Raw genomic sequence first — 23,141 nt, forward strand, 5'->3', positions numbered from 1 at the left:
TACAAAATAGTGTCCATCATTGTAACGTCTTAGTGGTTTTTTCAGCAATTTTCTTCCCAACCTTCTTCGCGGCCTTGGCAAGCGCTTCGCTTTCGGCGCGAGCGGCGGCGATGCGTTTGAGCAGTTCGTCGGCGGGTTCGTCTGTTGGATTTTGTGGCACCAGCTCGCCGCGAAAGGCTTTGGCTAGGATGGATTGGGTGAGTTTATCGACGCGCTGTTGGGCTTTTTGCACTTGCTTTTCGATGGTGTCGGCAAAGGCAAAGTATTGATCCACAAGACGGACGATTTCGGTTTGTTCTTCGATAGAAGGAAGAGGAATTGCTAAACTTTTTATATCATCTAGACCTAATCCAGCTTTAGTAGCGCCACGCTTGAGAACCTGAACTTGTTTCATTCCTACATTTTTAGAAGCTATACAAAAAGCTAAATATTCAGAATCAATAACACCTAATGGTCTAGCAAGAGCCAAATGTTGATTTATATAAGCTTCACCAAAATTTTCAGTAATGCGAGCAACTCGTCCAACATCTGCAGTAATAGAAATTATTAAATCATTCTCTTTTACTAGTGACCTTTTGCCTTCGATTGTAGCTGGTAAGTCCACATACTGAAGATCATTTAAATCCAGTTTTGTAGTGTCATAACGGACATTACTCATTCGCAAAAACAATGCGCCATCTTCTGCATAATATTCAGCCCATCCACGAGAGCCACTTGTCACATATTCCAAAATATTCGCCGAAGGAGTAACAATCCATTCATTAGGTAAGTCTGGTAAAGAGCTTTTTGCATTTTCAAAAAGCTCTTGCTTGAATTTTAACTTTCCCTTTTCAATTTTTTTACCTTTAAAAACATTCACTTTCCTCCACTCTTCGGTCAATTTCCCGCTAACGGCGGCGGCGAGGACGGATTGGCGGAAGCGTTTGAGAATGGCGGGGATGCCGTCGAGGCGGGCTTTGATGGTGTCTACCTGCGCTAAGACTTGATCCAATTTTTCGACGATGCGTTTTTGTTCAGCTAGGGGAGGAAACGCAACCTTCGTCTTCTCAAAAACTCCCTTGGTAACATGCCTGAGACCAACACCGCCATTTGCATTCCCTATCAGCTCTTCTAACTTATGATTGATTGCATGACGAAAAAAACCTTTAGAGATCAAATCGTTTGAAAATTCAATTTTGAAAATATGCTGGTTTAAAACAGCATTTTCACCTTTCCATTCATGAGTACCAAAAGATGTTCCGGGTGTTCCCGACCAAGCAAAAAGTAAGTCGCCTTTTTGGATAAAGTGCCTGTTGTCAAAATCACCATTAAAATAATTGAATGGTGCATCTTTCTTATTTAAATTTTGAATACGAATTATTGGAAGGCCAGATGTAGACCATTCAGTTTGTTTGAATGCTCTTCCATTATATAGCGAGCATAAATCCTTAATTTCTGGGTTTTTCCACCCTTTCGGCAATTCGCTCACGCTTGGCCTCCAAATAGTTCGCCTTGGCCTTTGTTCTGCTCTTTGCTCTGTTCTACGGTTTTTTCTTCCAGTCCAAAGGCTTGTTCTAGCAGTTGCTTTTGCGCTTCGGCTTCGTCGTCGGCGCCGAGGGCTTGCATGAGTTGGTAAAGCTCGCTCATGGCTTCGGTCAGTTCCGCCATGGCTTCGCCCGCTAAGATGTCTGGCTCGGGTAGGTTTTCCGAGTTACTGGCTTCTAGGTCTTTTAGCCATGCGATATCTAGGCTGTCGCCTTTTTGCTCACGAATGTAGTCGCGGCTGAATTTGCGCCAGCGGGCGGTGTCGTCGCCTTCGTCGGTAGAAAGCCCGTCGATTTCACCCATCTGCTGATAGACACCCTCTTCCCGTGGGGATTGGCCGTTGGCGTCTTCTCCGTAGGCCGCGATAAAGCCATCAAAGTGGGCATCGGTTAACATGCGGCGTTTGCCGAAGGTTTGCATGTTGGTGCGCATGTCGTAGACCCAGGTTTCTTGAGTGCAATTGGTGTCTTGCTGGGGATTATCTGGCGTGCCTTTTTGGAAAAACAGCACGTTGGTTTTCACCCCTGCGGCGTAGAAGATGCCTGTGGGCAAACGCAAAATGGTATGCAGGTTGCACTTGTTCATTAGGTCGCGGCGAATGTCGGTGCCTTTGCCGCCTTCGAATAATACGTTATCAGGAATCACCACCGCCGCACGGCCACCGGGTTCCAGTGTTTCAACTATGTGTTGCATAAAGCAGAGCTGTTTGTTGCCCGTTGGGTGCACAAACTTGCGAGTAATATTGGTGCTAGATGCGCTGCCAAACGGTGGATTAGACAAGACCACATTGGCTTTGGGCACACTTTCGCCATCCGCGCCCAAGGTGTTGCCCAAACGAATCGCGCCGTGTTCGCTGTCGCCTTCGATGTCGTGCAATAAACAGTTCATCAAGGCGAGGCGGCGCGTTTCTGGTACCAACTCTAGGCCAATAAAAGCCCGTTCCATTTGGAATTTTTGTATGTCATCGGGCAAGTCTTCTAAGTTATTACTGTGAGCCTTGATGTATTTGTCGGCTTCGATCAAGAAGCCCGCCGTGCCGGCCGCTGGGTCTTGGATGATTTCGCGGGGTTGCGGTTTCATCAGTTCCACAATGGCGCTGATCAGCGGGCGCGGCGTGAAGTATTGCCCCGCACCAGATTTGGTTTCGTTGGCGTTTTTCTGTAACAAGCCTTCGTACATGTCACCAAAGTCGTCGCGGGCTTTGCCTGTGCCGTCATTGTCGTACCAATCCAACTTGTCCATGTTGGTAATCAATTCGGTCAATTGCGCGGGTTGAGTAATGGTGGTGGTGGCGTTGAGGAAAATCGCTTGCACGATGGCATGATGATCGCCATCCAGTTTGTTCAATAAGGTTTTGTAAAAGCTGTGTTGTTCTATACCAATTTTGCTGGTCAGGTCTTTCCAACGGTAGCCTTCTGGCAATAAGTCTTCGTCTTGGCCAGTTTGTTCGCACATTTTTAGAAACAGCAAAGACGCCAGTTCATTCACGTAGTTTTGGTAGGACACACCGCCGTCGCGAAGGTTGTCGCACAGCTTCCAGAGTTTGGCGACCAGTTCGTTGTTGTTCATAAAACGTCTCTATTAATAACACAATTAAATAAGGTAAAAGCGCCCTAACAGGTGGTTGGCTAAGGCGTATTGAGTGACAGTTGGCGCGTATGATACCGAGCTAAGCCAGTTCGTCCCAGATATACTCGTTAAATTTCTGCAGAATCTCGTCCAGCTCGTTGTCGAAGGCGTCTTGCAGTTTGCGTTTGCCGCCATCGCGTTTGTAATTGCCGATTTTATAGACATCGTCGTCCAATACGACCTTGTCTTTTATGGAGCTGGCGAGACGATCCAGCCATTTGATTTGCACTGGGTTCCAGTCGTTTTCGCTTTTTATGCGTTCAAGGGCGTGGTCGACACGCACATCAAAAGGTAACAACTGCGGGTTTCTCATGCTGGCGCGGCGAATGTGACCGACCAGCTTAGCGGCGATGTCTTGGTTGGTTTTTTGCTTCCATGCGGTTTGCAACGCGGATTCGTCAAAGTGCTTGGCATCAAACCATTCTTGTAATTCCACCAGCCCTTTACGAGTAAGGTCTCGCGGCCGATTGACCACCGCATCAAGCGCCGCGAGTTGGTTGACGTTGTCTTTGACCAGTCGATCAAAGGCATCAAGGAAGTCATCTGGCTGGTTGTAATCGCCATACAGGGTTTCCACGCCAATTACTTTGTCTTCGATATCGGTAAAAATCGGGCGATCTCGCAAACTGTTTATCGTGCGTTTTAAGCCTTCGATTTGCTCGATCACGGTGGGTAGCTTGGCAAAATACTCAGCGGATTGCTTCGTGCCTTGGCTTTTTAAGGTATTGGCAAACTGAGCAAAATCACAGCCAACCACGTTGGTTAGACGTTCATCCAATTGTTGCACTTGCTGTTCGACCTCGCGGCTGCGGTCTTTTTGGTAATTCGCTTGGGTGATCACTCGCTGTAGTTTAGACACCAGCTGTTCATGGCTGTTGTCGGCAAAGGATTTGTCATTGCTTTCGATCACTGTGTAGGTTTTGTCGTCACGAATTTCGGCTACCAAGGTCGACAAGCTGACGTTAGGACGCACGACGACAGCTTGCATGGTGTCGACGGATTCCAGCGTAGCAAACAGGTCTACGGCATCAAAAATACGGAAATTGGTTTTGCCAACTTCGGGACACAAGCGCGTGGCGCGGCCTTTCATTTGCTCGTACAAGATGCGACTGCGCACCTTGCGTAAAAACACCAGATTACAAATGCTAGGAATGTCGATGCCCGTGGTTAATAGATCCACGGTGACAACGATGTTCGGTAGGCGCTCTTTCTCAAAGCGGGTAATCAGGCTTTGTACCTTGTTGGCGTCTTTGTCGGCGTTGCCGGTGATCTTGATAATGGCGTCGTGTTCTAGATTCGCGTATGTCAGGTTGTCCGATTGTCGAAAGGCGTTTCTTAAAGTATCGACCACCATGTCGGCGTGTGCGTTATTGACGCAGAAAATTAAGGTTTTCTGCTGGCTGCTTGGGTCGAGCCAGTTGGTTAATTCTTGGCATACGGCCTTGGTAAAGTTGGTCGCGATGATCTGCTTGTTAAAATGATCCACCTCGAAGTTCTGTTCGTCTTCCAAGGTATCCAGTTGTAAATCACCAGTGACAGCAAGACGTTGCACCTGCTCGCCTTTGGCAAAAGCAATGCCTTTGGTATTGAGTTCGGTGTTGATTTTGATCGGCGGTTGGTAGTCGTTTAAGTAACCATCTATCACGGCGGTGCGGTAAGAATAATTGAAAATCGGACGGCCAAAAATCTCGGTGGTATGCAAGGCAGGCGTGGCAGTCAGCGCCAATTTGAAAGCGTCGAATTGGTCGATCACGCGGCGATAAGCGGAAATGTAGTCACGCTGGTCACGAAATTCCAATTCCCCTTCGGTTTGTTCTTTATCCAGAATATAGCCACGATGGGCTTCGTCTATGATGATGGCGTCGTATAAACCAACGGGGATAAATTCGTCGTTTTGCAAAACGCGCTTCACCAAGGATTGCACGGTAGCGACATGAATTTTGGTGCTGCCTTCGGGGAAACGGTCGGTCAGCCCTTTGATGTTAAAAATGCTGTTAAAGGTTTGCCCTTGAATGCGAGTATCGTCGAAGGAAGCAATGGCTTGACTGCCCAAGGAACGACGATCCACCAAGAACAACACTCGCTTAAAACGCTGAGACTGAATCATTCGAAACATGATGGCGATGGCGGTGCGGGTTTTGCCTGTGCCCGTTGCCATGGCCAGTAAGGCGCTGCGCTGGCCACTTAGAACAGCACGCTCAACCGCACGTACCGCGTCTTCTTGATAATAACGTAAGCCCAGTTCGCTCATATCGGGGTGCGTGGTAAACCAGTTGTTTAATTGGCCGATGTTTTGATTAAGCTTGCTAAGCAACTCGTCTGGGGTAAACCATTGGGGCAAGGCGTCTGGCTGGTTGCTGGCGAGTCGTGTGTCTCTATACCAAATACCGCTTTTGCTTTTTACCGCCGCGCTGTAACCACGGCCATTGGCGGAGAAGCAAAAGGGAATATTGTAGCCAGTGGCGTTGTATTGGTTGATTTTCAGCTCGCTGACCTGCGCCATCATCTCGCTATCGTTGGCGGCACGTTGGGCGAGCTCGTTTTGGTACGACAGTAAATCAAAGGTTTGGCTGTAGCGGTAGGCTTCGTTTAGTTTGCTGGCAACGTCTATGTTGTAACGCTTGGCTTCCACCACGCCAACGGGTGTTAATCCGACAAACAAGACATAATCGGCAAAGCCCTTACCTGTGTTAGAAAGCGCCGTTTCATCGGTGCCTGTTGGCCATTCGGCAATCGCCATATTACGGCCAATTTGTGGACGCGTGCCATTGCTGTGTTTGAGGTGTTGAGTGTCCGCATCCCAACCAGCAAGGCGCAATTGTTCGTCGATCAAATAGCGGGTTTCTTGTTCATCCAAATTGAGCTTGTTTTGGCTGGCCTGCGTTGCTGTCACCTTGTGGAAAGTGTTTCGCTCTGGCTCGCTGAGTGTGGCTAATTCGTCTTCTTTGGCTTTGAGTTGGGCTTCTAAAGCGGCAATACGCGCTTCGCTTTGGGCTTGGGTTTCTTGCTTGCTACTTTCAAATACCGACAAACGGCCTTTTAGCTCGGCTAATTCGGTTTGTTGCGCTTCGATTTCGGCTTGGCTTTTATGCTCATTTTGTAGAGCCGCTTTTTCAGCTTGAGCAAGTGCTTGCTTTAATAAGGCCATTTCTTGTTGAAAAGCCTGTTGAGTGGCTTGCTGATCTTGCTTATTGGGCAATTGAAAAAGTGGCGAAGGGAAATCTTTGTCTTGGCTGATCAGTCGGTAATACCAAACCGCCAAGCGAAAGGCTAAACGCAGGCACATTTCCGCGTCGTTTAAGTCGTTATGGTATTTGTGAACGGCGTCGTTTCCAATGGTACGCAGCTTGTGAAAAACATCGAGAATGGTTTGATCGACATTGGCTTTCTTATTAATTTCATCGAGCAGCTTAAACTGGGTTTCTTGTGGCTCGATATTAAGCAAGGTGCCAAGATGGTTCGCCACGTATTCGCCGAAAATGCGCAACTTTACTAATGTCGTATTTGGATCACCTGGGTAATTATTCTCAGCGGCTTGAGCAATAGAGAAAAGAAAGTCGTTGTGACCTTTTAGAAATGCAAAATTGGATTTTGTGGTTGTCATTGCGTTCTAAAGTCCCTTTTTCGCTTAATGTCGTCATCTTGAATTGTCAGTTTACCCTGACAATTCAAATTGCGAAATCCTTTCATTGTTATTGGATAGATTTTCACCAAGGATGCTCGGCAAAGTATTGCTCCAGATGATCGATCAAGGCTCGCACATTGGGTGATAGATGTTTTCGTGACGAATAAAGCGCATAGATAATCAGGTCTTTGGGTTTCCACTCGGGTAAGACATGACATAAATGCCTATCGTTGATGTAACGATTGGCCAAGTAAGTCGGCAACATACTAATCCCCACCCCATTAAGCGTACCGTGAAGTATCGCGGTGGCTTCGTTGATGGTTAAACGACAATCTACCGTAATCGATTCAAATTGATCGTGTTTGGACAAATGCCAAATATGTTGCTCAAAGTTTTTATAGCCCAAGCAATCATGCGGAGATAAATCCTGCGGTTGCTGAATGCGACCTAATGCTTGTTGAGCTTGGTCTAGGTATTCAGGTGAAGCAACCAGAACGGATTCGCACACGGCAATGGGTTTGCCGATTAACGACGGATCCGGATTCGAGGCAATACGTATGGCAAGGTCAATACTTTTTTCCGTCAAATCAGCCGTGCTGTCTTCTAGGTCGATGTCGACACGTACTTTTGGATACAGCTGCATAAAGTCTTGAATCGCCGGCATCAATTGTGAAAAGCCAAACGACATACTGGTCGTTATCCTAACCAAACCAGACAGCTCTTTACCTGAGTTCGCCAGAGCGGTAATTTTTTCAGCCTGCTCAAGCCACAACTCAACGTCCTTTAAACACGCCTCCCCCGCCGTAGTAAGCGATATTTTACGAGTCGTTCGATGCAATAATCTGGTTTTCAGCCAATCTTCCATGGCTTCCATATAACGCGTCACCATAGGACGAGACATATTGAGACGCTCAGCCGTTACCGTAAAGCTACGTGACTGAGCCACATCGATAAATACCTTAGCGGCCGTAACACGATCCATTTTCATTCCTTTTAAAATTAGAACGATTTAAGAAACAATCTTGTTCATTTTTGTGTGTTTTTCTGATCATGTCAATTCTCTATTATCGCCACATCAACGCAACATTCACTCTTGGAGAATATAATGAAACAACTGGTTACCTTAGCGGCTTCCGCTCTTATCGCGCATTCTGCATTGGCAGCAGACACTAAAACGTTAACGCTGGATGTTTATAATGCCGCGCCTAGTAGCTTTGGCGTAACCTCTACCGTCGTATATGGCGAAACAGAAGCCATGGTCATTGATGCTGGATTTACGAAGGCGGATGCATTGCGCATTGCCGCTAAAGTATTGGATTCTAAAAAAGAACTAAAAACCATTTTTATTAGCCAAGCAGATCCAGACTATTATTTTGGTGCGGAAACACTGCACAACATTTTTCCAAAAGCAGACATCATTACTACGCCTGCTGTAAAAAAAGTTATTGAAGAAAAAATGGCGGGGAAATTGGCTTTTTGGGGCTCTCAAATGGGCGCAAACGCACCGGTCGCACCTATCGTCCCTTCCGCTTACACTCAATCTACTTTGACGATTGATGGTCAAACCATTGAGATTCGTGGTACGGAAGGTGTGTTAGCCCACCGCCCTTACCTTTGGATTCCATCCAACAAAGCCATTTTGGGCAACGTTGCCGTATTCGGTAACATGCACTTGTGGATGGCCGATGCGCAATCGGATGCGTCTCAAGCGGCTTGGAAAGTACAGTTACAAGAAATGCTCGACCTTAGACCAACTACGGTTGTACCGGGTCATATGGCACAAGGTACTGCGTTAACTGCAGACAACATTCGCTTCTCGCTTGATTACATCAATGCCTTCCAAACCGCGAAGAAAGACAGCAAAAACAGTGCTGAATTAATTAAAACGATGACAACGGAATACCCAAAAGCACAAGGTGATTTAAACCTAAACATCGCAGCGAAAGTCCATAAAGGTGAAATGAAATGGTAAAAGTGCATTATTTTTTCGACCCAATGTGTGGTTGGTGTTACGGAGCAACATCGTTAATTGGAATACTAGCAGAGATGACTGAGTTCGAAATTCATTACCACCCAGGTGGCATGATTCCGAAACGTGCGATTGATCCGTCTTTCAGGCAACATATTTTGCAGGCTGACAGTCAAATTGCCGCCATGACAAACACCCACTTTGGCGAGGCTTATAAAGCCAGAGTAGCAAACAGTGGCGAGTTTGTTCTTGACTCATACTTACCAACCCAAGCCTTTTTGGTTGGCATCGAGATGGGCATTGAACCACATTTGATGCTGAAAACGATTCAAGAAGCGCATTACCAAGATGGTAAAGAGCTGGATAAAGCCGAAGCGTTACAGGCTTTAGCGGTTTCTTTAGGCCTTGATGAAGCCACTTGGAAAGTAAAAATGGCAGAAGCGACATCTACCATGATGGAAGAGATCCAAGAAAGCCAAAAGTTGATGGGACGGTTGCAGGTAAGCGGTTTCCCGACCTTGATCATCGAAAAAGACGGTCAGTTCGTTCGCTTACCTCACAGTTCTTACTACGGTAAGCCAGCTGAATGGGAAGCGTATTTGGTGTCTTTGACATAATACGGCAATCCGTTATAAAAACCTCCTGCATTAAGGCAGTTAATACAGGAGGTTTTATTATGAAACTAAGTAATACTATAACTGCCACGCAAAGGTTAACGTTCCATAGCGTGTCAATTTATCCATCTCACGAGCATTTTCACGACCGTTTAAACTAAATGGCGCATTAATGGCAAATGACAAGGAAGCGTCATCCCAAGCGTAGGTTAGGCCTGATGTGAACATATTGCTGTTGTGATCATAGTCTACAGATCGACTGTCTCGGAAAGTATTGCCATCGGTAAATATTTGATTAAAAGTGTAGTCAAACTTCAATCCAGCATAAACAAACCAACCTCGATTTACGGCTAATGGATTCGATGCCCGCATATCACTGAGTAGAACTGTAGAGAAAGATTCATTCAGGTTACGACCGTAACGCAACATAAAGCCAGCACCGACATCACTTTTAAGCGTTCCTACACCGGCTTCCAGCCCTGTTAAAATATCCATATTATTGCTGTCTGATACCCAAGAACGCCAAGTTCTTCCTCGTGAAAAATGAAACACTAATTCATTTTCCAATTGCGTATCCCACCCCTTCGGATCTTGAGCTGAGATGATTTTATGTATCGTTTTTTGCGTTTGTTTACCTAAGGCAATTGGCCCCACAATACCCAAAGTGGTACTCACTTTATCCGCATAGCCTGGACCTATCGCAATGTAGGTATTAGTAAAACTAATTAATCCAGAATACGGCAAAGAATCTTCTGATGGGTTAGCCACAGTAAGATCTGAAGGCGTTGTTAATGATTGACCAAAGCTATAGACGTTTACAACTTGACCTGTATTTTTACTAGGCAAACTCCATGACAATGGCATCACCCAAGCATCTGGCTTTGGTAATGCCGCCACGTTGTTGTAGACATCGTAAAGTGAGACATAAATACCATTGGTATAGCCATTGTCTTCATTAACAAAGAAATCATTATCCAATGTAGCCGATACCCAATTGCTCTCAGCATACGCGGGAATTACGAAAAAAACAGATAAGCACAACATCAATTGTCGCATTAGAACCCTCGTTTTTATTAAACCAATTTCACTGTCAACGATGACATTGTTTGTATCACCCAGACTTATTTTTTACGCTTTCTTATTATCAACAGATGTTGACCGCTTAACCTAAGTTACCAATCATTATAAATCGAATACCCATAAACTAAGTCACTCAAGAGTTATAATAATATGGAGATATAAAGATGGTTTTAACATAAAACTCAAAAACATGACGCTTTGTGCACTAAAAGTGACTTATCTACGTTTAAATCCTCTTACATCAATGGGTTTATTAGCCATTTCCCCATCACTAAAATGTGAAGCATTGTTATTATAACGCTCCCTTATCAAATACCGTCCTATATAACATCTATAACCAAAAAGAAATCAGTCGACATTCAATGACTTCCAATTCATCTACTCTTTTATCACTTGAGATGGACGGTTTAGCACGAAAAAAACCACTGTTTGGATCATCCAAACAGTGGTTTTTCAATCAAAACAAAACCTGTAATTAAGCTAAATACGCTCTTAGAAAATTAAAAATCCCAAACAAATAATCACACCAGAACCGATCAAGGCCATCAAGCAATAACCCATGACGTCTTTTGCACCAAGCCCAGCAATCGCCAATGCTGGTAATGCCCAGAATGGTTGGATCATGTTAGTCCAGGCATCGCCCCAAGCAATCGCCATAGCCGTTTTCGCGGCATCTACCCCAAGAGCAGCACCAGCAGGCATCATAATAGGTGCTTGCACAGCCCATTGACCACCACCAGAAGGTACGAAGAAGTTAACAATACCCGCACTCAAAAAGGTGAACAGAGGGAAAGTGGTTTCATTAGAAATAGACACAAATGCCTGTGAAATAACACCGGCTAACGAAGCGCCTGAATCACCAGTCGCGGTCATCATGCCCATGATGCCGGCATAAAATGGAAATTGCAGCAAAATACCAGAACAGTTACGTGCCCCTTGAGAAATCGAATTCAGCAAACTTTTTGGCGTACCATGCAATAAGATAGCCGCGAATAAGAAGGTAAAATTGACGATGTTCAAGTTAAGCGCGAAGCCTTTGGTCACGAAGTAATAAATAATATAAGCAAAGCCCATTACGCCCAATGCCAAAGACAAGATACGGCTATTTTCAAGACGCTCAGCTGGCGTCATGTTCTCTTTTTCAACAACGTCGACGACTTGCTCTTCCAACAGTTCAGCATCAATCGTAATGGTGTCTTGTGGAGCTGGGTGCATCAAACGATTTAATAGCGGAATAGTGACAAACATAACCGCTAAAATCGTCAAGTTCATCGGTGAAAAGATGGTTTCTGACGTCGGTATTGCCGCCGTTACCGCGCCATTAGTAACAGCCTCAATATTTTTTCCACCAGCAATAGACAAGGGAATAGAACCAGATAAGCCGCCATGCCAAAATAAGAAGCCACTGTACGCTGAAGCGATTAGCAAACGGTAATCCACACCTTTTACTCGCGCGGCGATCTCACGAGCAAAGATAGCACCTACAACCAAACCAAAGCCCCAGTTTACCCAACACGCCATAGCACTAATAACCGTCACGAGAATAATCGCTTGTCCTGGCGTTGTCGCTACACCAGCCAGCATAGCCAACTTGCGTTTAAACGCGGGCGCACTGGCCATAGCATGTCCCGTCACAACCACCATCGCCATTTGCATAGAGAAACTGAGCAAATTCCAAAAACCACCCGCCCATGCGTTTACCACTTGCATTGGCCCTTGCCCTGTACTTGGCATAACAAACAAGAACACAACAAATGTTAATACGATGGCGAAAATGAAGGGATCGGGTAAGTATCGCTGTAAAAGCGTTACGAAAAATTGGCTTACGCTTTGTAAGACTGTCTTTTTTTGTTCGATAGTGTTCATCAATTTATCCTGTTTTTTTATATTTTTTATATTTTTTATATTTTTTATATTTTTTATTAGACGATAAAAGCGAAAGCAGAAAGGGGAATCACTAGGAGCCCCCTTTCTGCTATGCCACTTTATTACGTTTATTTATTTGGTCTATCTAGTACAAAACCTTTTAACGAGATACCAACATAGCGACACCCATTCCGCCGCCGATGCATAAGGTAGCAAGCCCCTTTTTAAGGTTTTGGCGCTGCATTTCATGAAGCAAGGTCACCAAAATTCGGCAGCCAGATGCTCCAATAGGGTGACCGAGCGCCACGGCACCACCATTCACGTTGACTTTTTCACTGTCTAAACCGAGTTCTTTATTGACACAAAGCGCTTGAACCGCGAACGCTTCGTTGGCTTCAATCAAATCCAGATCGGCCACTTGCCAGTTCGCTTTACTCAATACTTTTTGTGTTGCTGCAATCGGGCCCGTCCCCATAATTTCAGGGTCTACACCCGCGGCACTTGCCGCTTCAATTACCGCTAATACTGGTAAACCTAAACGCTTAGCTTCAACATCTGAAGTTACAATGACCATGGCTGCGCCATCGTTTAAAGTAGACGCATTACCCGCGGTGACTGTGCCTTCTTTAGCAAATGCAGGGCGTAATTTCGCTAACGATTCAACACTGGTTGAAGGGCGAATTTGTTCATCTGCATCCACAATGACTGGCTCGCCTTTACGCTGTGGAATGGAAACCGGCAAGATCTCTTCAACAAAACGACCTGTCGTTTGCGCCTGTGTGGCTTTTTGTTGAGAGTTTGCAGCAAAGGCGTCTTGCTCTTGGCGACTGATGTCCCAATGTTTGGCAATGTTTTCCGCTGTTTGCCCCATGTGATAATCGTTAAACGCATCCCACAAACCGTCGGTTACCATGGAATCTAACAATTCCCAGTTGCCCATTTTTTTACCAGAACGACTGTTTGGTAATACGTGCGCAGCCTGGCTCATGCTTTCTTGCCCGCCAGCGACAACCATGTTGGCATCGCCATTTAATACGGCTTGTGCTGCAAGTTGTACGGCTTTCAAACCGGAGCCACACACTTTATTGATCGTCATCGCCGATACATGTTTTGGTAGACCAGAATGAACCGCAGTTTGCCGAGCAGGGTTTTGACCACACCCTGCGGTCAGTACTTGACCTAAAATAACTTCGTCAATGTTCTCTTTTAAGATAGGGTGTTTGGCTAACATGCCAGACAATAATTGGGTACCTAGTTGTACGCCACTCAATGAAGATAAAGCCCCATTAAAAGCACCGATTGGTGTTCTTGCTGCAGCAACGATAACGGCCTTCATAAGACAACTCCTATAATTATTATTTGTTGTTCATCGCGGTTAATGATTATTCATCACTCAAGCAAAAACCATTTCCGGTACATGATCCGGTACAATGAGTTTGCCTTGTGTTTTTTCGATAATCTCTTCAACGGAGACGCCTGGTGCTCTTTCTTTCAACACAAAAGCGCCATCTTCAATTTCAAGCCAAGCCAAATCTGTGAGAACTTTTTTGATACAACCTTTACCTGTTAATGGAAGCGAACATGCCGTCAACAGTTTTGACTCGCCATTTTTTGAAGCATGAGTCATGGTGACAATAATATTCTCAGCCCCAGCCACCAAATCCATCGCACCACCCATCCCCTTGATAAGTTTGTTAGGAATCATCCACGACGCGATATTGCCGTTTACATCGACTTCAAAGGCACCCAAAACAGTTAAATCCACATGACCACCGCGGATCATGGCAAAGGATTCAGCCGAGGAGAAAATCGACGCCCCCTTTACGGTTGTCACGGTTTGTTTACCCGCGTTTATCATGTCCGCATCAATGGTTTCTTCGGTAGGAAACTCGCCCATACCAAGCAAACCATTTTCTGACTGCAGCATCACATCCATATTTTTGGGAACGTAATTAGCAACCAAAGTAGGAATACCGATACCAAGATTCACGTAAAAACCGTCTTGTAGTTCTTGGGCAACACGTTGCGCCATTTGCTCTCTAGTAAGTGACATAAGAAACCTCTTTTTTATTCTGTTGTTTTATTCTGCTGTCTTCACGGTTCTTTTTTCGATGCGTTTCTCAAATGTGCCGAGAACAACTCGATCCACATAGATACCAGGCGTATGGATGTGCGCAGGGTCTAATTCGCCAATCTCGACGATTTCTTCCACTTCTACGACAGTGATTTTGCCAGCAGTTGCGGCCAGAGGATTAAAATTCTGTGCGGTATGGCGATAAACGACGTTGCCATAACGGTCGGCTTTCCAACCTTTAACGATAGCGAAGTCACCAACGATCGCTTCTTCTAATAGATATTCACGGCCATTAAACTCTTTGGTTTCTTTGCCTTCTGCGACGGGTGTACCAACGCCGGTTGCGGTGTAAAAAGCAGGAATACCCGCACCGCCTGCGCGCATTTTTTCGGCCAACGTTCCTTGGGGCGTCAATTCGACTTCTAACTCACCATCCAATAGTTGCTTCTCAAACAACGCATTTTCGCCCACATAAGACGACACCATTTTACGCACTTGTTTGTCTTCGAGCAGAATGCCTAAGCCAAAACCATCGACTCCGCAGTTATTCGACACAATGGTTAAACCTTTCGTGCCTTTGCGTTTGATTTCAGCGATCAGGTTTTCTGGGATGCCACACAGACCAAAACCGCCCGCAAGCACCGTCATATCATCTTCTAGCCCGACCATGGCTTCTTCGTAAGAAGCAACGACTTTGTCAAAACCAGCCATATTATTCTCCTGTCTTTATTATTTTTAAATTCCATCCAGTTTGACCCAACACAATAAATTAATTAAATTTGTTTTTTCTATTTATTAATAATTTTTTCAAATTAATAATAAATTTAACTAAAAATGTGTATAACTAGGATTCTGCTTAGCTACATAGTCAATATTCTAAAATGACTTAACTACCGCTCTCCCATAGTGCATCTCTCATTTTGAAAGCATTTATCAGTAGCATTTTCACCCACCTTAATTAATAATGATTATCAAATTCATTTGTTTAAGGAGGAATAATATGAACCGTAAAATACAAAATGAAACCACCGCATTAATGATATTAAACATGCTATGTTTAACGGCTATGATGGCGTTTATTCCAGTAGTTGGTCCTGTAGTACGTAAGTTACAAATGTCAGAATGGCACGGCGGATTAGTCGTCACCGTCGCGGGGGTATTATGGATGTTTATGGCCCGATATTGGGGGCGTTTAAGCGATCGCCTAGGACGTAAAAAAGTACTGCTGAGAGCCGCCTCAGGCTATACAGTTAGTTTTTTCTTAATGGCTATTATCTTAGACGTAATGCTTGCCGAGCCACCTCCGCTTTGGGTTTCTTTAGCTGCCCTACTTATTTTACGAGGATCTGTTGGAGCCTTTTATGCGGCCTTACCCAGTGTCAGCGCCGCTAGAATCGCAGACATCACCGAGCCAAAGAAACGCCCGTCCGCTATGGCAAAACTGGGTGTCGCAAATGGCGTCGGTATGGTTGCCGGACCTGCGATAGGCGGTCTATTGGTTCAAGACAGTTTAATATTGCCTCTCTATGCAGCTATCATGCTTCCCTTATTCGGTATTGTCTGGCTAATCAAAAAAGTCCCTACAGATAAAGAGCATGTCGCTACAACATCGCCTCCGTTAGCACTCAAAGACAAACGCTTACGCCTGCCCTTATGGGCTATATTCTTAGCGATGAGCAGCGTGCTTACTGCGCAAATGATCGTTGGCTTCTATACTATGGACATCATACATTTAGACGCTCATGATGCCGCTCGCGTAGCTGGAATAGCCATGGCAACCGTTGGCGTGGTGCTGATTTTGGTTCAAGCTGGATTGTCTAAAATGAAAGAGCTCAATCCTAGATGGTGCATTGCAGTAGGAGCCTTTATTGGTAGTCTGGGCTTTATATTATTAACTGTGTCATCCGGGGTATTTGGTCTTATAACTTGTTATGCCATAATCGCATTTGGAATGGCATTCGTTTTTCCTTCAGTACAAGCATTAGCCGCAAATAGAGTAAGTGATAAAGAACAAGGGATTGCCGCAGGGTCAGTCGCTGCCGTTCAAGGGCTTAGCATGGTTATTACTCCTTTGATTTGCACTTTAGCCTACGAGATAAAACCTCAGATTCCTTATTTAATGGCTGCCATAGCACTAATCATTTTGACACTGATTACCATGCTCCAAAAAGAAAATAAGGATAAAGTAAAGCCAATTTCTTACTCATCTTAGACTATACTTACATCTTAGAATTTCTATCTAAAAAGCCTCATCAGGCGGAGGCTTTTCTACACAATAAACAACCTGATTTTTCCTCACTTGTTCAAGATAACCAAGCAAATTTGACTCAAAGTGACAAATTCTTTAACTTTCCTCCTTACTAATAAGTTTTACAAATAAATAAAACTTAAAAAATTTAACAAACGGGCAAGATAAATGAATATTAAGCAGGTTCGTGCCTTTTTGGCGGTCTCTCAAACTATGAGTTTTGCCAGCGCCGCCACTCAGCTGCATTTGTCTCAGCCAGCATTGAGTTTATCGATCAAAAGCCTAGAAGAAAACTTGGGCGGTAAATTACTTACTCGGACAACTCGTCATATCGCTTTAACACCAGAAGGTGAAGCATTAATGCCAATAGCCAGGCGATTGTTGGCCCAATGGGAAAATGCCGAAGACGAGATGAAGCAACGTTTTGCATTACAGCTTGGTAAAATCACCATTGCTTCCATGCCCTCTTTTGCAGCTTCGTTACTACCAAAAGCCATTCGCAATTATCACGCTTCATACCCAAATATTCAGGTCGCCATCGACGACGTGTTGTCTGATGTCGTTGTCGAAATGGTGCGTAATAACCAAGTTGAGTTGGGCATATCCTTCGAGCCAAGTAACCTTGTAGATTTATCTTTCCACCCTCTTTATGAAGATAGATTCATCGCGATCTTGCCAAAAAATCACCCACTGGAAGCACAAGAAACAATCTCTTGGAGCGCCTTATTGGAATACGATTTCATCACCTTGCAACGCCCTTCCAGTGTTCGCACTATGATTGAAAGCGCACTCAATAAGACTGGCATCGAACTCAACGTGGCGTTTGATGCTCACCAACTTGTAACAGTGGGTCGCATGGTCAGCGAAGGAATGGGCGTCGCCGTTGTCCCCGCGCTGTGCCGACAACAATCCATAGAACAAGGCGCGATCTGCCGCCCAGTGATAGAGCCTGAAATTCGCCGTCGCGTAGGCGTCATCTGCCAACCCAGATCCAATCTCTCCATAGCTGCTGCCGCCATGCTGGATGTGTTAATTGAGACTTATGCTTGAACCTATTTATTAAATTGCTTCATGAATAGATAAAATAGCGCTTGAGGTACATCAGGCGCTTTAAACAACACTTTATCTGAAACTGAAACTAAGATTGAAGATAGACAACATGAGTATTCGTGTACTCATACAAGCCATGCTTACCATCAGCACCACCAATTCCAGATTTTCTCACGCCAGCATGAAAACCTTGCATTGCTTCAAAGTTTTCTCGGTTTATGTAAGTTTCACCAAAATCTAACTCACGCATTGCTTGCATCGCTTTAGACAAATCACGTGTATAAATTGCTGATGTTAAACCGTATTCACAATCATTAGCATGTGTGATTGCTTCATCTAGAGAGTCAACTATTTGAATCGGCAGTACTGGTCCAAATATTTCTTTACGCATAATGTCCATAGACATATCACATTGACTCAATACAGTTGGTTGGAAGAAATAACCTTTTCCAGTATCTGCAACTCTACCACCACATTCTAACTTCGCACCTTGCTGCAGCGCTAACTCAACACTCGCTGCGACTTTATCAAGTCCAATCTTATTAACCATAGGCCCCATCACAATATCGCTGTCTTTTAGTGGGTCACCAAAAGCAACTTGCTCCATTGCTTGGGTAATACGCTTGGTAAACTCTGCTGCTGCACCACGCTGTACATAAACTCTTTCTGTACAGTTACAAACTTGTCCAGAGTTAATAACTCGAGAATCGCAAATTGCCCTAACAGCAAGATCTAAATCCGCATCATCAAGAACAATCGCTGGCGCCTTACCGCCCAACTCCAAATTTACTTTCGTTATATTTTTGGCTGCCGCCGCCATGATTTTTTCACCAGTACCCACACTTCCAGTAAAACTGATCATATCTACGTCAGGTGAAGCACTTAGTTGAGCCCCTACTAGTCCAGATCCGCAAACCACATTAAAAACACCTTTAGGTAAAGACGTTTCTGCTAGTAACTTTGTGAATTCGAAACAATTATTCGGCGTTTCCTCACTCGGTTTTATAACAATAGTATTGCCTGTTACCAAGGCTGGGGCCATTTTTCGTGCAATTAAAAAGAATGGAAAATTCCATGGCAAAATACCTGCTACGACACCAACAGGTTTACGGAGTAAGAAAATATTTTCGTTTTGACGGTCACTGGTGATCACTTCACCTTCAATACGACGAGCCCATTCGGCCATGTAGTCCATATAGTCGGCGGTAAAATTCACTTCGACTTCTGCAAGGGGGAGTATTTTACCTTGTTCTTCGCTAATTACTTTTGCCAACCTTGGAGCGTGCTCACGAATTTTTGCAGCAATTTCACGCAAATAACCTGCTCGTTCATTCGGCGTCTTACGTGCCCAAGGTTTTTGTGCCACACGAGCTGCATTAATAGCTTGCTGAACGTCATTCTCAGAAGAAGCAGGAACGTGAGAAATTAACGCTTCCGTAGCAGGATTAAAAACATCAAGACTATCGTCGCTGGAACAAAACTCGCCATTGATAAAATTCTGATAAGTAGGAATATTATTGTTTTTCATATTGTCTCCTATGTTTCTTATTTAGTAGGTACCTGAGTTATTTGATTTAGAACGAGCACCAAGGTATTTATTAAGGTTTTCTTTTGCTGCGCTACGCATCAAGGAAATGTCTATTCCAACGGCCACAAAACTACAACCCATTTGCATATATTTACGGGCATCGGCTTCCACAGGAGCCAAAATACCGCAAGCTTTTCCTGCTGAAAGTGTTGCATCGATCACCGATGAAATGCTGGATTGCACATCGCCATGGTAAGGGTTTCCTGGATGACCAAGACCAATTGAAAGATCCGCAGGCCCAATAAAGACAGCATCAACACCATCAACATTGGCAATTTCTTCTGCATTCTTAACACCTAACGATGACTCAATCTGCACAATCAAACACAACTCATCACCAGCTATGTTTAGATAATTATCAATAGCATCCCAGCGTGTTGCTCGAGCAAGACCACCACCGACACCACGAATCCCTTTTGGTGGGTAATGCATCGCTGAAACTAGCTCTTTTGCTTGCTCTGCGGTCTCCACCATTGGAATCATTAAGGTTTGGACCCCTATGTCTAAGAGACGCTTGATATTGTCTTTATCCGAACTTTCAGGACGCACGATTGGATGTGAATGATAAGGCGCTATAGCTTGTAACTGCCCCAATAAAGACTGTGTAGTATTAGGAGCATGTTCACTATCTACCAAAAGCCAGTCATAGCCTACAGTAGCCAAAATTTCAGCGGCATAACCCGTTGTTAGCCCAGCCCAGCAGCCGTATTGCTTTTCAATATTTAAACGCGATTTAAACGTATTTTTTGGAAGTTTCATTACCTTCTCCTACTCAAAATGTGCTCCGATGCCAGATTAAGGCAAAATATTCCCCTACCCATTACAATTAGGGCACATTTAGAAGTTATTAATAGGAAGTGTTTAGTGAATGTAAGGTCGGCTCAACTCACATTCAGGATTCAATCGAACACCAAATCCAGGTTTATCCAGAGCTGATATGTTCATCTTTCCGTTCAATGGAACAGGCTCGTCCAACAATAGAGGATTGAACATAGGTACAACTTTATCTGCGTTAGGAGCCATCATCAAAAACTCAGCAAATGGACTATTTTGACGAGTAAATACAAAGTGATAGCTATAAACAGACGACCCATGAGGAACCACAAGTTTATTATGTGCATCTGCTAATGCCGATATCTTTAAAAGTTCGGTCAAACCACCGCACCAACCCACATCTGGTTGGATTAAGTCACAACAATTTTTGTCAAACAGCATGCGGAAACCCCAACGCGTTGCCTCATGTTCACCTGTTGACACCATCATTCCATCAGGGATATTTTCACGAAGCTCGGCATAGCCCCAGTAATCGTCTGGTGGTAGCGCCTCTTCAATCCATTTCAAACCATATTCACTAGCCGCTTTTGCTAACTTGATCGAATAGTTCAAATCTAAACTCATCCAGCAATCGAACATTAACCAAAAATCATCGCCGACTTTTGAACGCATATGAGCAAGCGTTTCTATATTTTTTTTAAGCCCTTCGTCTCCATCAGCTGGTCCCCATTGCAATGGTAGCTTACCGCCAATAAAACCCATTTCTTTGGCCAAATCGGGACGAGCTCCTGTTGCATAAAATTTCAGCTCATCACGAACAGCACCACCAATCATCTTATGAACAGGCTCATTTCGAACTTTGCCTAACAAATCCCATAAGGCTAAATCAACACCAGAAATAGCATTTAACACCACTCCTTTACGACCATAGTACAAAGTTGAGTTAAACATCTGATCCCAGATCTTTTCGATGTCAGTAACATCAGCCCCTTCAACGAAACGAGCTAAGTGTTTTTCGACAATAAAAGCACCGATTTCCCCCCCTGTCGTGACAGCAAAACCGACCGTGCCATCTGTAGCTTCAATTTCGACCACTAAAGTACCTAATACATTGATACCAAAACTTTTACGACTTTGTTTATATTCCTCATATTTGCTCATTGGCGTACAGATATGATCATCTATCCAATGAGCTTCTGTTTGGTCATGGTAATCAGCGCCACCGCCTCTCACCACAAAAGCGCGAACTTCTTTTATTTGCATTTTCATCACCTTAGTTAATGGGTTTTATTATTGTTTAAGCGTACTAGGTAGCCACAAAGCAATGTCTGGAAACATCATGACAATAGCCAGTGCAATCACCTGTAAAATAATGAAAGGGATTACTCCACGGAAAATATCCATAAGTGACACATCTTTAGGCGCGACACTCTTTAAATAGAAACAAGCAGGGCCAAATGGTGGAGATATAAATGAAATCTGCATATTCATACAGAACAACACACCAAACCACACTGGATCTAACCCCAAAGATTTAATGATTGGAATAAAGATAGGCATGGTCAGAATCAAAATACCAATCCAGTCCATGAACATCCCCAAAATGGCTAATATCACCATCATAATGATAACAATCACCATTGGAGAATAAGGTAGGCCCTGCATTAGGCCCGAAAGGTAACGTGATCCCCCCATGATATTGAAAATACCAATAAGTGCTGTTGCTCCAAGGCTTAACCAGAAAAGCTTTCCACAGGTTTGCAGTGTTTCTAGCAACGCAGATTTTAACGAGTCCGACGTCAGCATTCTGCGCTTAACTAATACGGCAAAAGTAGCAATACAACCCATTGCAGCCGCTTCAGTTACCGAGCAGATACCTCCATAAATACTTCCAAGTACCCACAAAGCAATTAAGCCCGGGCCAATCAGATTTTTTAACGTTTTAAGCTTTTCAGAAAGGCTCAACACTTCGCTTTCAGGTAACGCTGGACCATGATCAGGGTTTAACTTACACAGCACATAGATATAAATCATGTACAAAGTAGAAAGCAATAAACCAGGTAATAACGTCGCTTTGAATAACTCTCCCGTTGACACTCCTGCAGTTACGCCATACATAATTAATACGATACTTGGAGGTATCATTGTTCCCAAAGCACCACCCGCAGCAATCGTACCAACAGCAAGCTGCTTGTTATATTTCAAACGTAACAATTGCGGCAAGGCAACTAAACCAAGCATAACGGTTTCACCGCCCACGATCCCCGTAATGGCTGCTAGAAGAACCGCTACAAACATGGTTTGAATAGCAACCCCCCCTCGTAGACGCCCAGACCAAACATACATAGCGTTGAATAAATCCTTTGCAACACCCGATCGCTCCATGAAAGCCGCCATCAACACAAACATCGGAACGGCTAGCAACGATGGTTCCATCACAAAAGTGTACATACGAGCAGCTATTAGCGTAATGCCATCTGGGCCAATCACCGCAAGCGTCGTCACAATTGCAATGGCCATTGTGACAAATGCTAGGGGTAACCCAAGCATCATCAGTACAATCATTGCCCCTAAAATACTGAGAGTAACGTACTGCACAGACATTAGTATTTACTCCCTATTCCATGGCTAAAAGTATCTTCAATAAAGTTGACCAGCGCCTGGAGAGACATGAATACAGCACTCACTGTAATCATAGGCTTGATAATGGCGGGAATGGGAACATCCCAACTTCCTCCAGTCGATTCACCACGTATGATGGCATCCATACCGAAACGCCATCCAGCCCATGCAATACATAAGCACACGACAAAACAAAAGAGACTATTTAGCTGAACTAAACGATGCCGCCACTTTTCAGGCAACATCTCTTGTATTGCCGTAATCGCAATATGATCTCGTTCTTTCATCACATAACTACCGGATAAAATGATAGCTGCTGCAGACAGAGCCAAACTAAGATCAAAAACCCAAGTAGTAGGGCTATTTAAGAGGTAACGCATGCCGACCTCATACCCAGTAATGGCAACACTGATTAAGAAAAACCAAGACACTACTTTTCCTAACCAATCTGAAATACCACGAATAATATTCATAATCC

The 23,141-nt window shown here is 44.3% G+C and carries 18 protein-coding genes; 4 read left to right on the forward strand and 14 right to left on the reverse strand.

The window, feature by feature from the left end; all coding sequences use genetic code 11:
- Positions 1 to 16: 16 nt before the first annotated feature.
- The 4 genes from DFP80_RS08655 to DFP80_RS08670 all read right to left on the reverse strand — a co-directional run bounded on the left by DFP80_RS08655 (position 17) and on the right by DFP80_RS08670 (position 7,760).
- Positions 17 to 1,468, reverse strand: coding sequence for a restriction endonuclease subunit S (locus DFP80_RS08655; RefSeq protein WP_113916412.1), 1,452 nt, complete (start codon positions 1,466 to 1,468; stop codon positions 17 to 19).
- Positions 1,465 to 3,093 carry an N-6 DNA methylase gene (locus tag DFP80_RS08660; RefSeq protein ID WP_113916413.1) on the reverse strand — a complete coding sequence of 543 codons (1,629 nt, stop codon included), beginning with the start codon at positions 3,091 to 3,093 and terminating at the stop codon, positions 1,465 to 1,467. The genes DFP80_RS08655 and DFP80_RS08660 overlap by 4 nt, the downstream gene beginning before the upstream one ends.
- Before the next feature lie 100 nt (positions 3,094 to 3,193).
- A complete protein-coding gene (hsdR, locus tag DFP80_RS08665; protein ID WP_113916414.1) occupies positions 3,194 to 6,757 on the reverse strand; it encodes a type I restriction-modification system endonuclease in 3,564 nt (1,187 codons plus the stop codon).
- A gap of 103 nt (positions 6,758 to 6,860) precedes the next feature.
- The gene (locus DFP80_RS08670) at positions 6,861 to 7,760 is read right to left on the reverse strand and encodes a LysR family transcriptional regulator (RefSeq protein WP_113916415.1); all 900 of its coding nucleotides are present in this window, start codon (positions 7,758 to 7,760) and stop codon (positions 6,861 to 6,863) included.
- A gap of 123 nt (positions 7,761 to 7,883) precedes the next feature.
- On the opposite strand from DFP80_RS08670, the gene DFP80_RS08675 reads away from it, so the two are divergent.
- Positions 7,884 to 8,750 carry an MBL fold metallo-hydrolase gene (locus DFP80_RS08675; RefSeq protein ID WP_113916416.1) on the forward strand — a complete coding sequence of 289 codons (867 nt, stop codon included), beginning with the start codon at positions 7,884 to 7,886 and terminating at the stop codon, positions 8,748 to 8,750.
- The gene (locus tag DFP80_RS08680; RefSeq protein ID WP_113916417.1) at positions 8,744 to 9,364 is read left to right on the forward strand and encodes a DsbA family protein; all 621 of its coding nucleotides are present in this window, start codon (positions 8,744 to 8,746) and stop codon (positions 9,362 to 9,364) included. The genes DFP80_RS08675 and DFP80_RS08680 overlap by 7 nt, the downstream gene beginning before the upstream one ends.
- Positions 9,365 to 9,439: 75 nt before the next feature.
- On the opposite strand, the gene DFP80_RS08685 is transcribed toward DFP80_RS08680, so the two are convergent.
- From DFP80_RS08685 to DFP80_RS08705, 5 genes are all read right to left on the reverse strand, one after another.
- Complete coding sequence (locus tag DFP80_RS08685; RefSeq protein WP_113916418.1) at positions 9,440 to 10,417, reverse strand: lipid A deacylase LpxR family protein; 978 nt, start codon at positions 10,415 to 10,417, stop codon at positions 9,440 to 9,442.
- 516 nt (positions 10,418 to 10,933) lie between these two features.
- Positions 10,934 to 12,307, reverse strand: a complete 1,374-nt coding sequence (locus DFP80_RS08690) for a short-chain fatty acid transporter (protein ID WP_113916419.1) — start codon at positions 12,305 to 12,307, stop codon at positions 10,934 to 10,936.
- Positions 12,308 to 12,467: 160 nt separating this feature from the next.
- Positions 12,468 to 13,643 carry an acetyl-CoA C-acetyltransferase gene (locus DFP80_RS08695; RefSeq protein WP_113916420.1) on the reverse strand — a complete coding sequence of 392 codons (1,176 nt, stop codon included), beginning with the start codon at positions 13,641 to 13,643 and terminating at the stop codon, positions 12,468 to 12,470.
- Between the two features lie 57 nt (positions 13,644 to 13,700).
- Complete coding sequence (locus DFP80_RS08700; protein ID WP_113916421.1) at positions 13,701 to 14,360, reverse strand: CoA transferase subunit B; 660 nt, start codon at positions 14,358 to 14,360, stop codon at positions 13,701 to 13,703.
- Between the two features lie 27 nt (positions 14,361 to 14,387).
- Positions 14,388 to 15,092: a CoA transferase subunit A gene (locus DFP80_RS08705; protein ID WP_113916422.1), complete on the reverse strand. Its 705-nt coding sequence runs from the start codon at positions 15,090 to 15,092 to the stop codon at positions 14,388 to 14,390.
- A gap of 289 nt (positions 15,093 to 15,381) precedes the next feature.
- Between DFP80_RS08705 and DFP80_RS08710 the strand changes: the two genes are divergently transcribed.
- The gene (locus DFP80_RS08710) at positions 15,382 to 16,593 is read left to right on the forward strand and encodes an MFS transporter (RefSeq protein ID WP_206610569.1); all 1,212 of its coding nucleotides are present in this window, start codon (positions 15,382 to 15,384) and stop codon (positions 16,591 to 16,593) included.
- Positions 16,594 to 16,797: 204 nt separating this feature from the next.
- Positions 16,798 to 17,679, forward strand: coding sequence for a LysR family transcriptional regulator (locus tag DFP80_RS08715; protein WP_113916424.1), 882 nt, complete (start codon positions 16,798 to 16,800; stop codon positions 17,677 to 17,679).
- A gap of 88 nt (positions 17,680 to 17,767) precedes the next feature.
- Here the strand turns inward: DFP80_RS08715 and aldA are convergent, their stop codons facing one another.
- From aldA to DFP80_RS08740, 5 genes are all read right to left on the reverse strand, one after another.
- The gene (gene aldA / locus DFP80_RS08720; protein ID WP_113916425.1) at positions 17,768 to 19,207 is read right to left on the reverse strand and encodes an aldehyde dehydrogenase; all 1,440 of its coding nucleotides are present in this window, start codon (positions 19,205 to 19,207) and stop codon (positions 17,768 to 17,770) included.
- Between the two features lie 21 nt (positions 19,208 to 19,228).
- Entirely contained in the window at positions 19,229 to 20,026 is a 798-nt protein-coding gene (locus DFP80_RS08725) for an HpcH/HpaI aldolase family protein (RefSeq protein WP_113916426.1), read from the reverse strand.
- Between the two features lie 102 nt (positions 20,027 to 20,128).
- The gene (rhmD, locus tag DFP80_RS08730; RefSeq protein ID WP_241560213.1) at positions 20,129 to 21,304 is read right to left on the reverse strand and encodes an L-rhamnonate dehydratase; all 1,176 of its coding nucleotides are present in this window, start codon (positions 21,302 to 21,304) and stop codon (positions 20,129 to 20,131) included.
- A 27-nt stretch (positions 21,305 to 21,331) separates the two neighbouring features.
- Entirely contained in the window at positions 21,332 to 22,645 is a 1,314-nt protein-coding gene (locus DFP80_RS08735; RefSeq protein WP_113916428.1) for a TRAP transporter large permease, read from the reverse strand.
- The gene (locus DFP80_RS08740) at positions 22,645 to 23,136 is read right to left on the reverse strand and encodes a TRAP transporter small permease subunit (RefSeq protein WP_113916429.1); all 492 of its coding nucleotides are present in this window, start codon (positions 23,134 to 23,136) and stop codon (positions 22,645 to 22,647) included. The genes DFP80_RS08735 and DFP80_RS08740 overlap by 1 nt, the downstream gene beginning before the upstream one ends.
- Between the last annotated feature and the right edge of the window lie 5 nt (positions 23,137 to 23,141).

The organism is Marinomonas rhizomae (assembly GCF_003315485.1).
Taxonomy (GTDB): domain Bacteria; phylum Pseudomonadota; class Gammaproteobacteria; order Pseudomonadales; family Marinomonadaceae; genus Marinomonas; species Marinomonas rhizomae.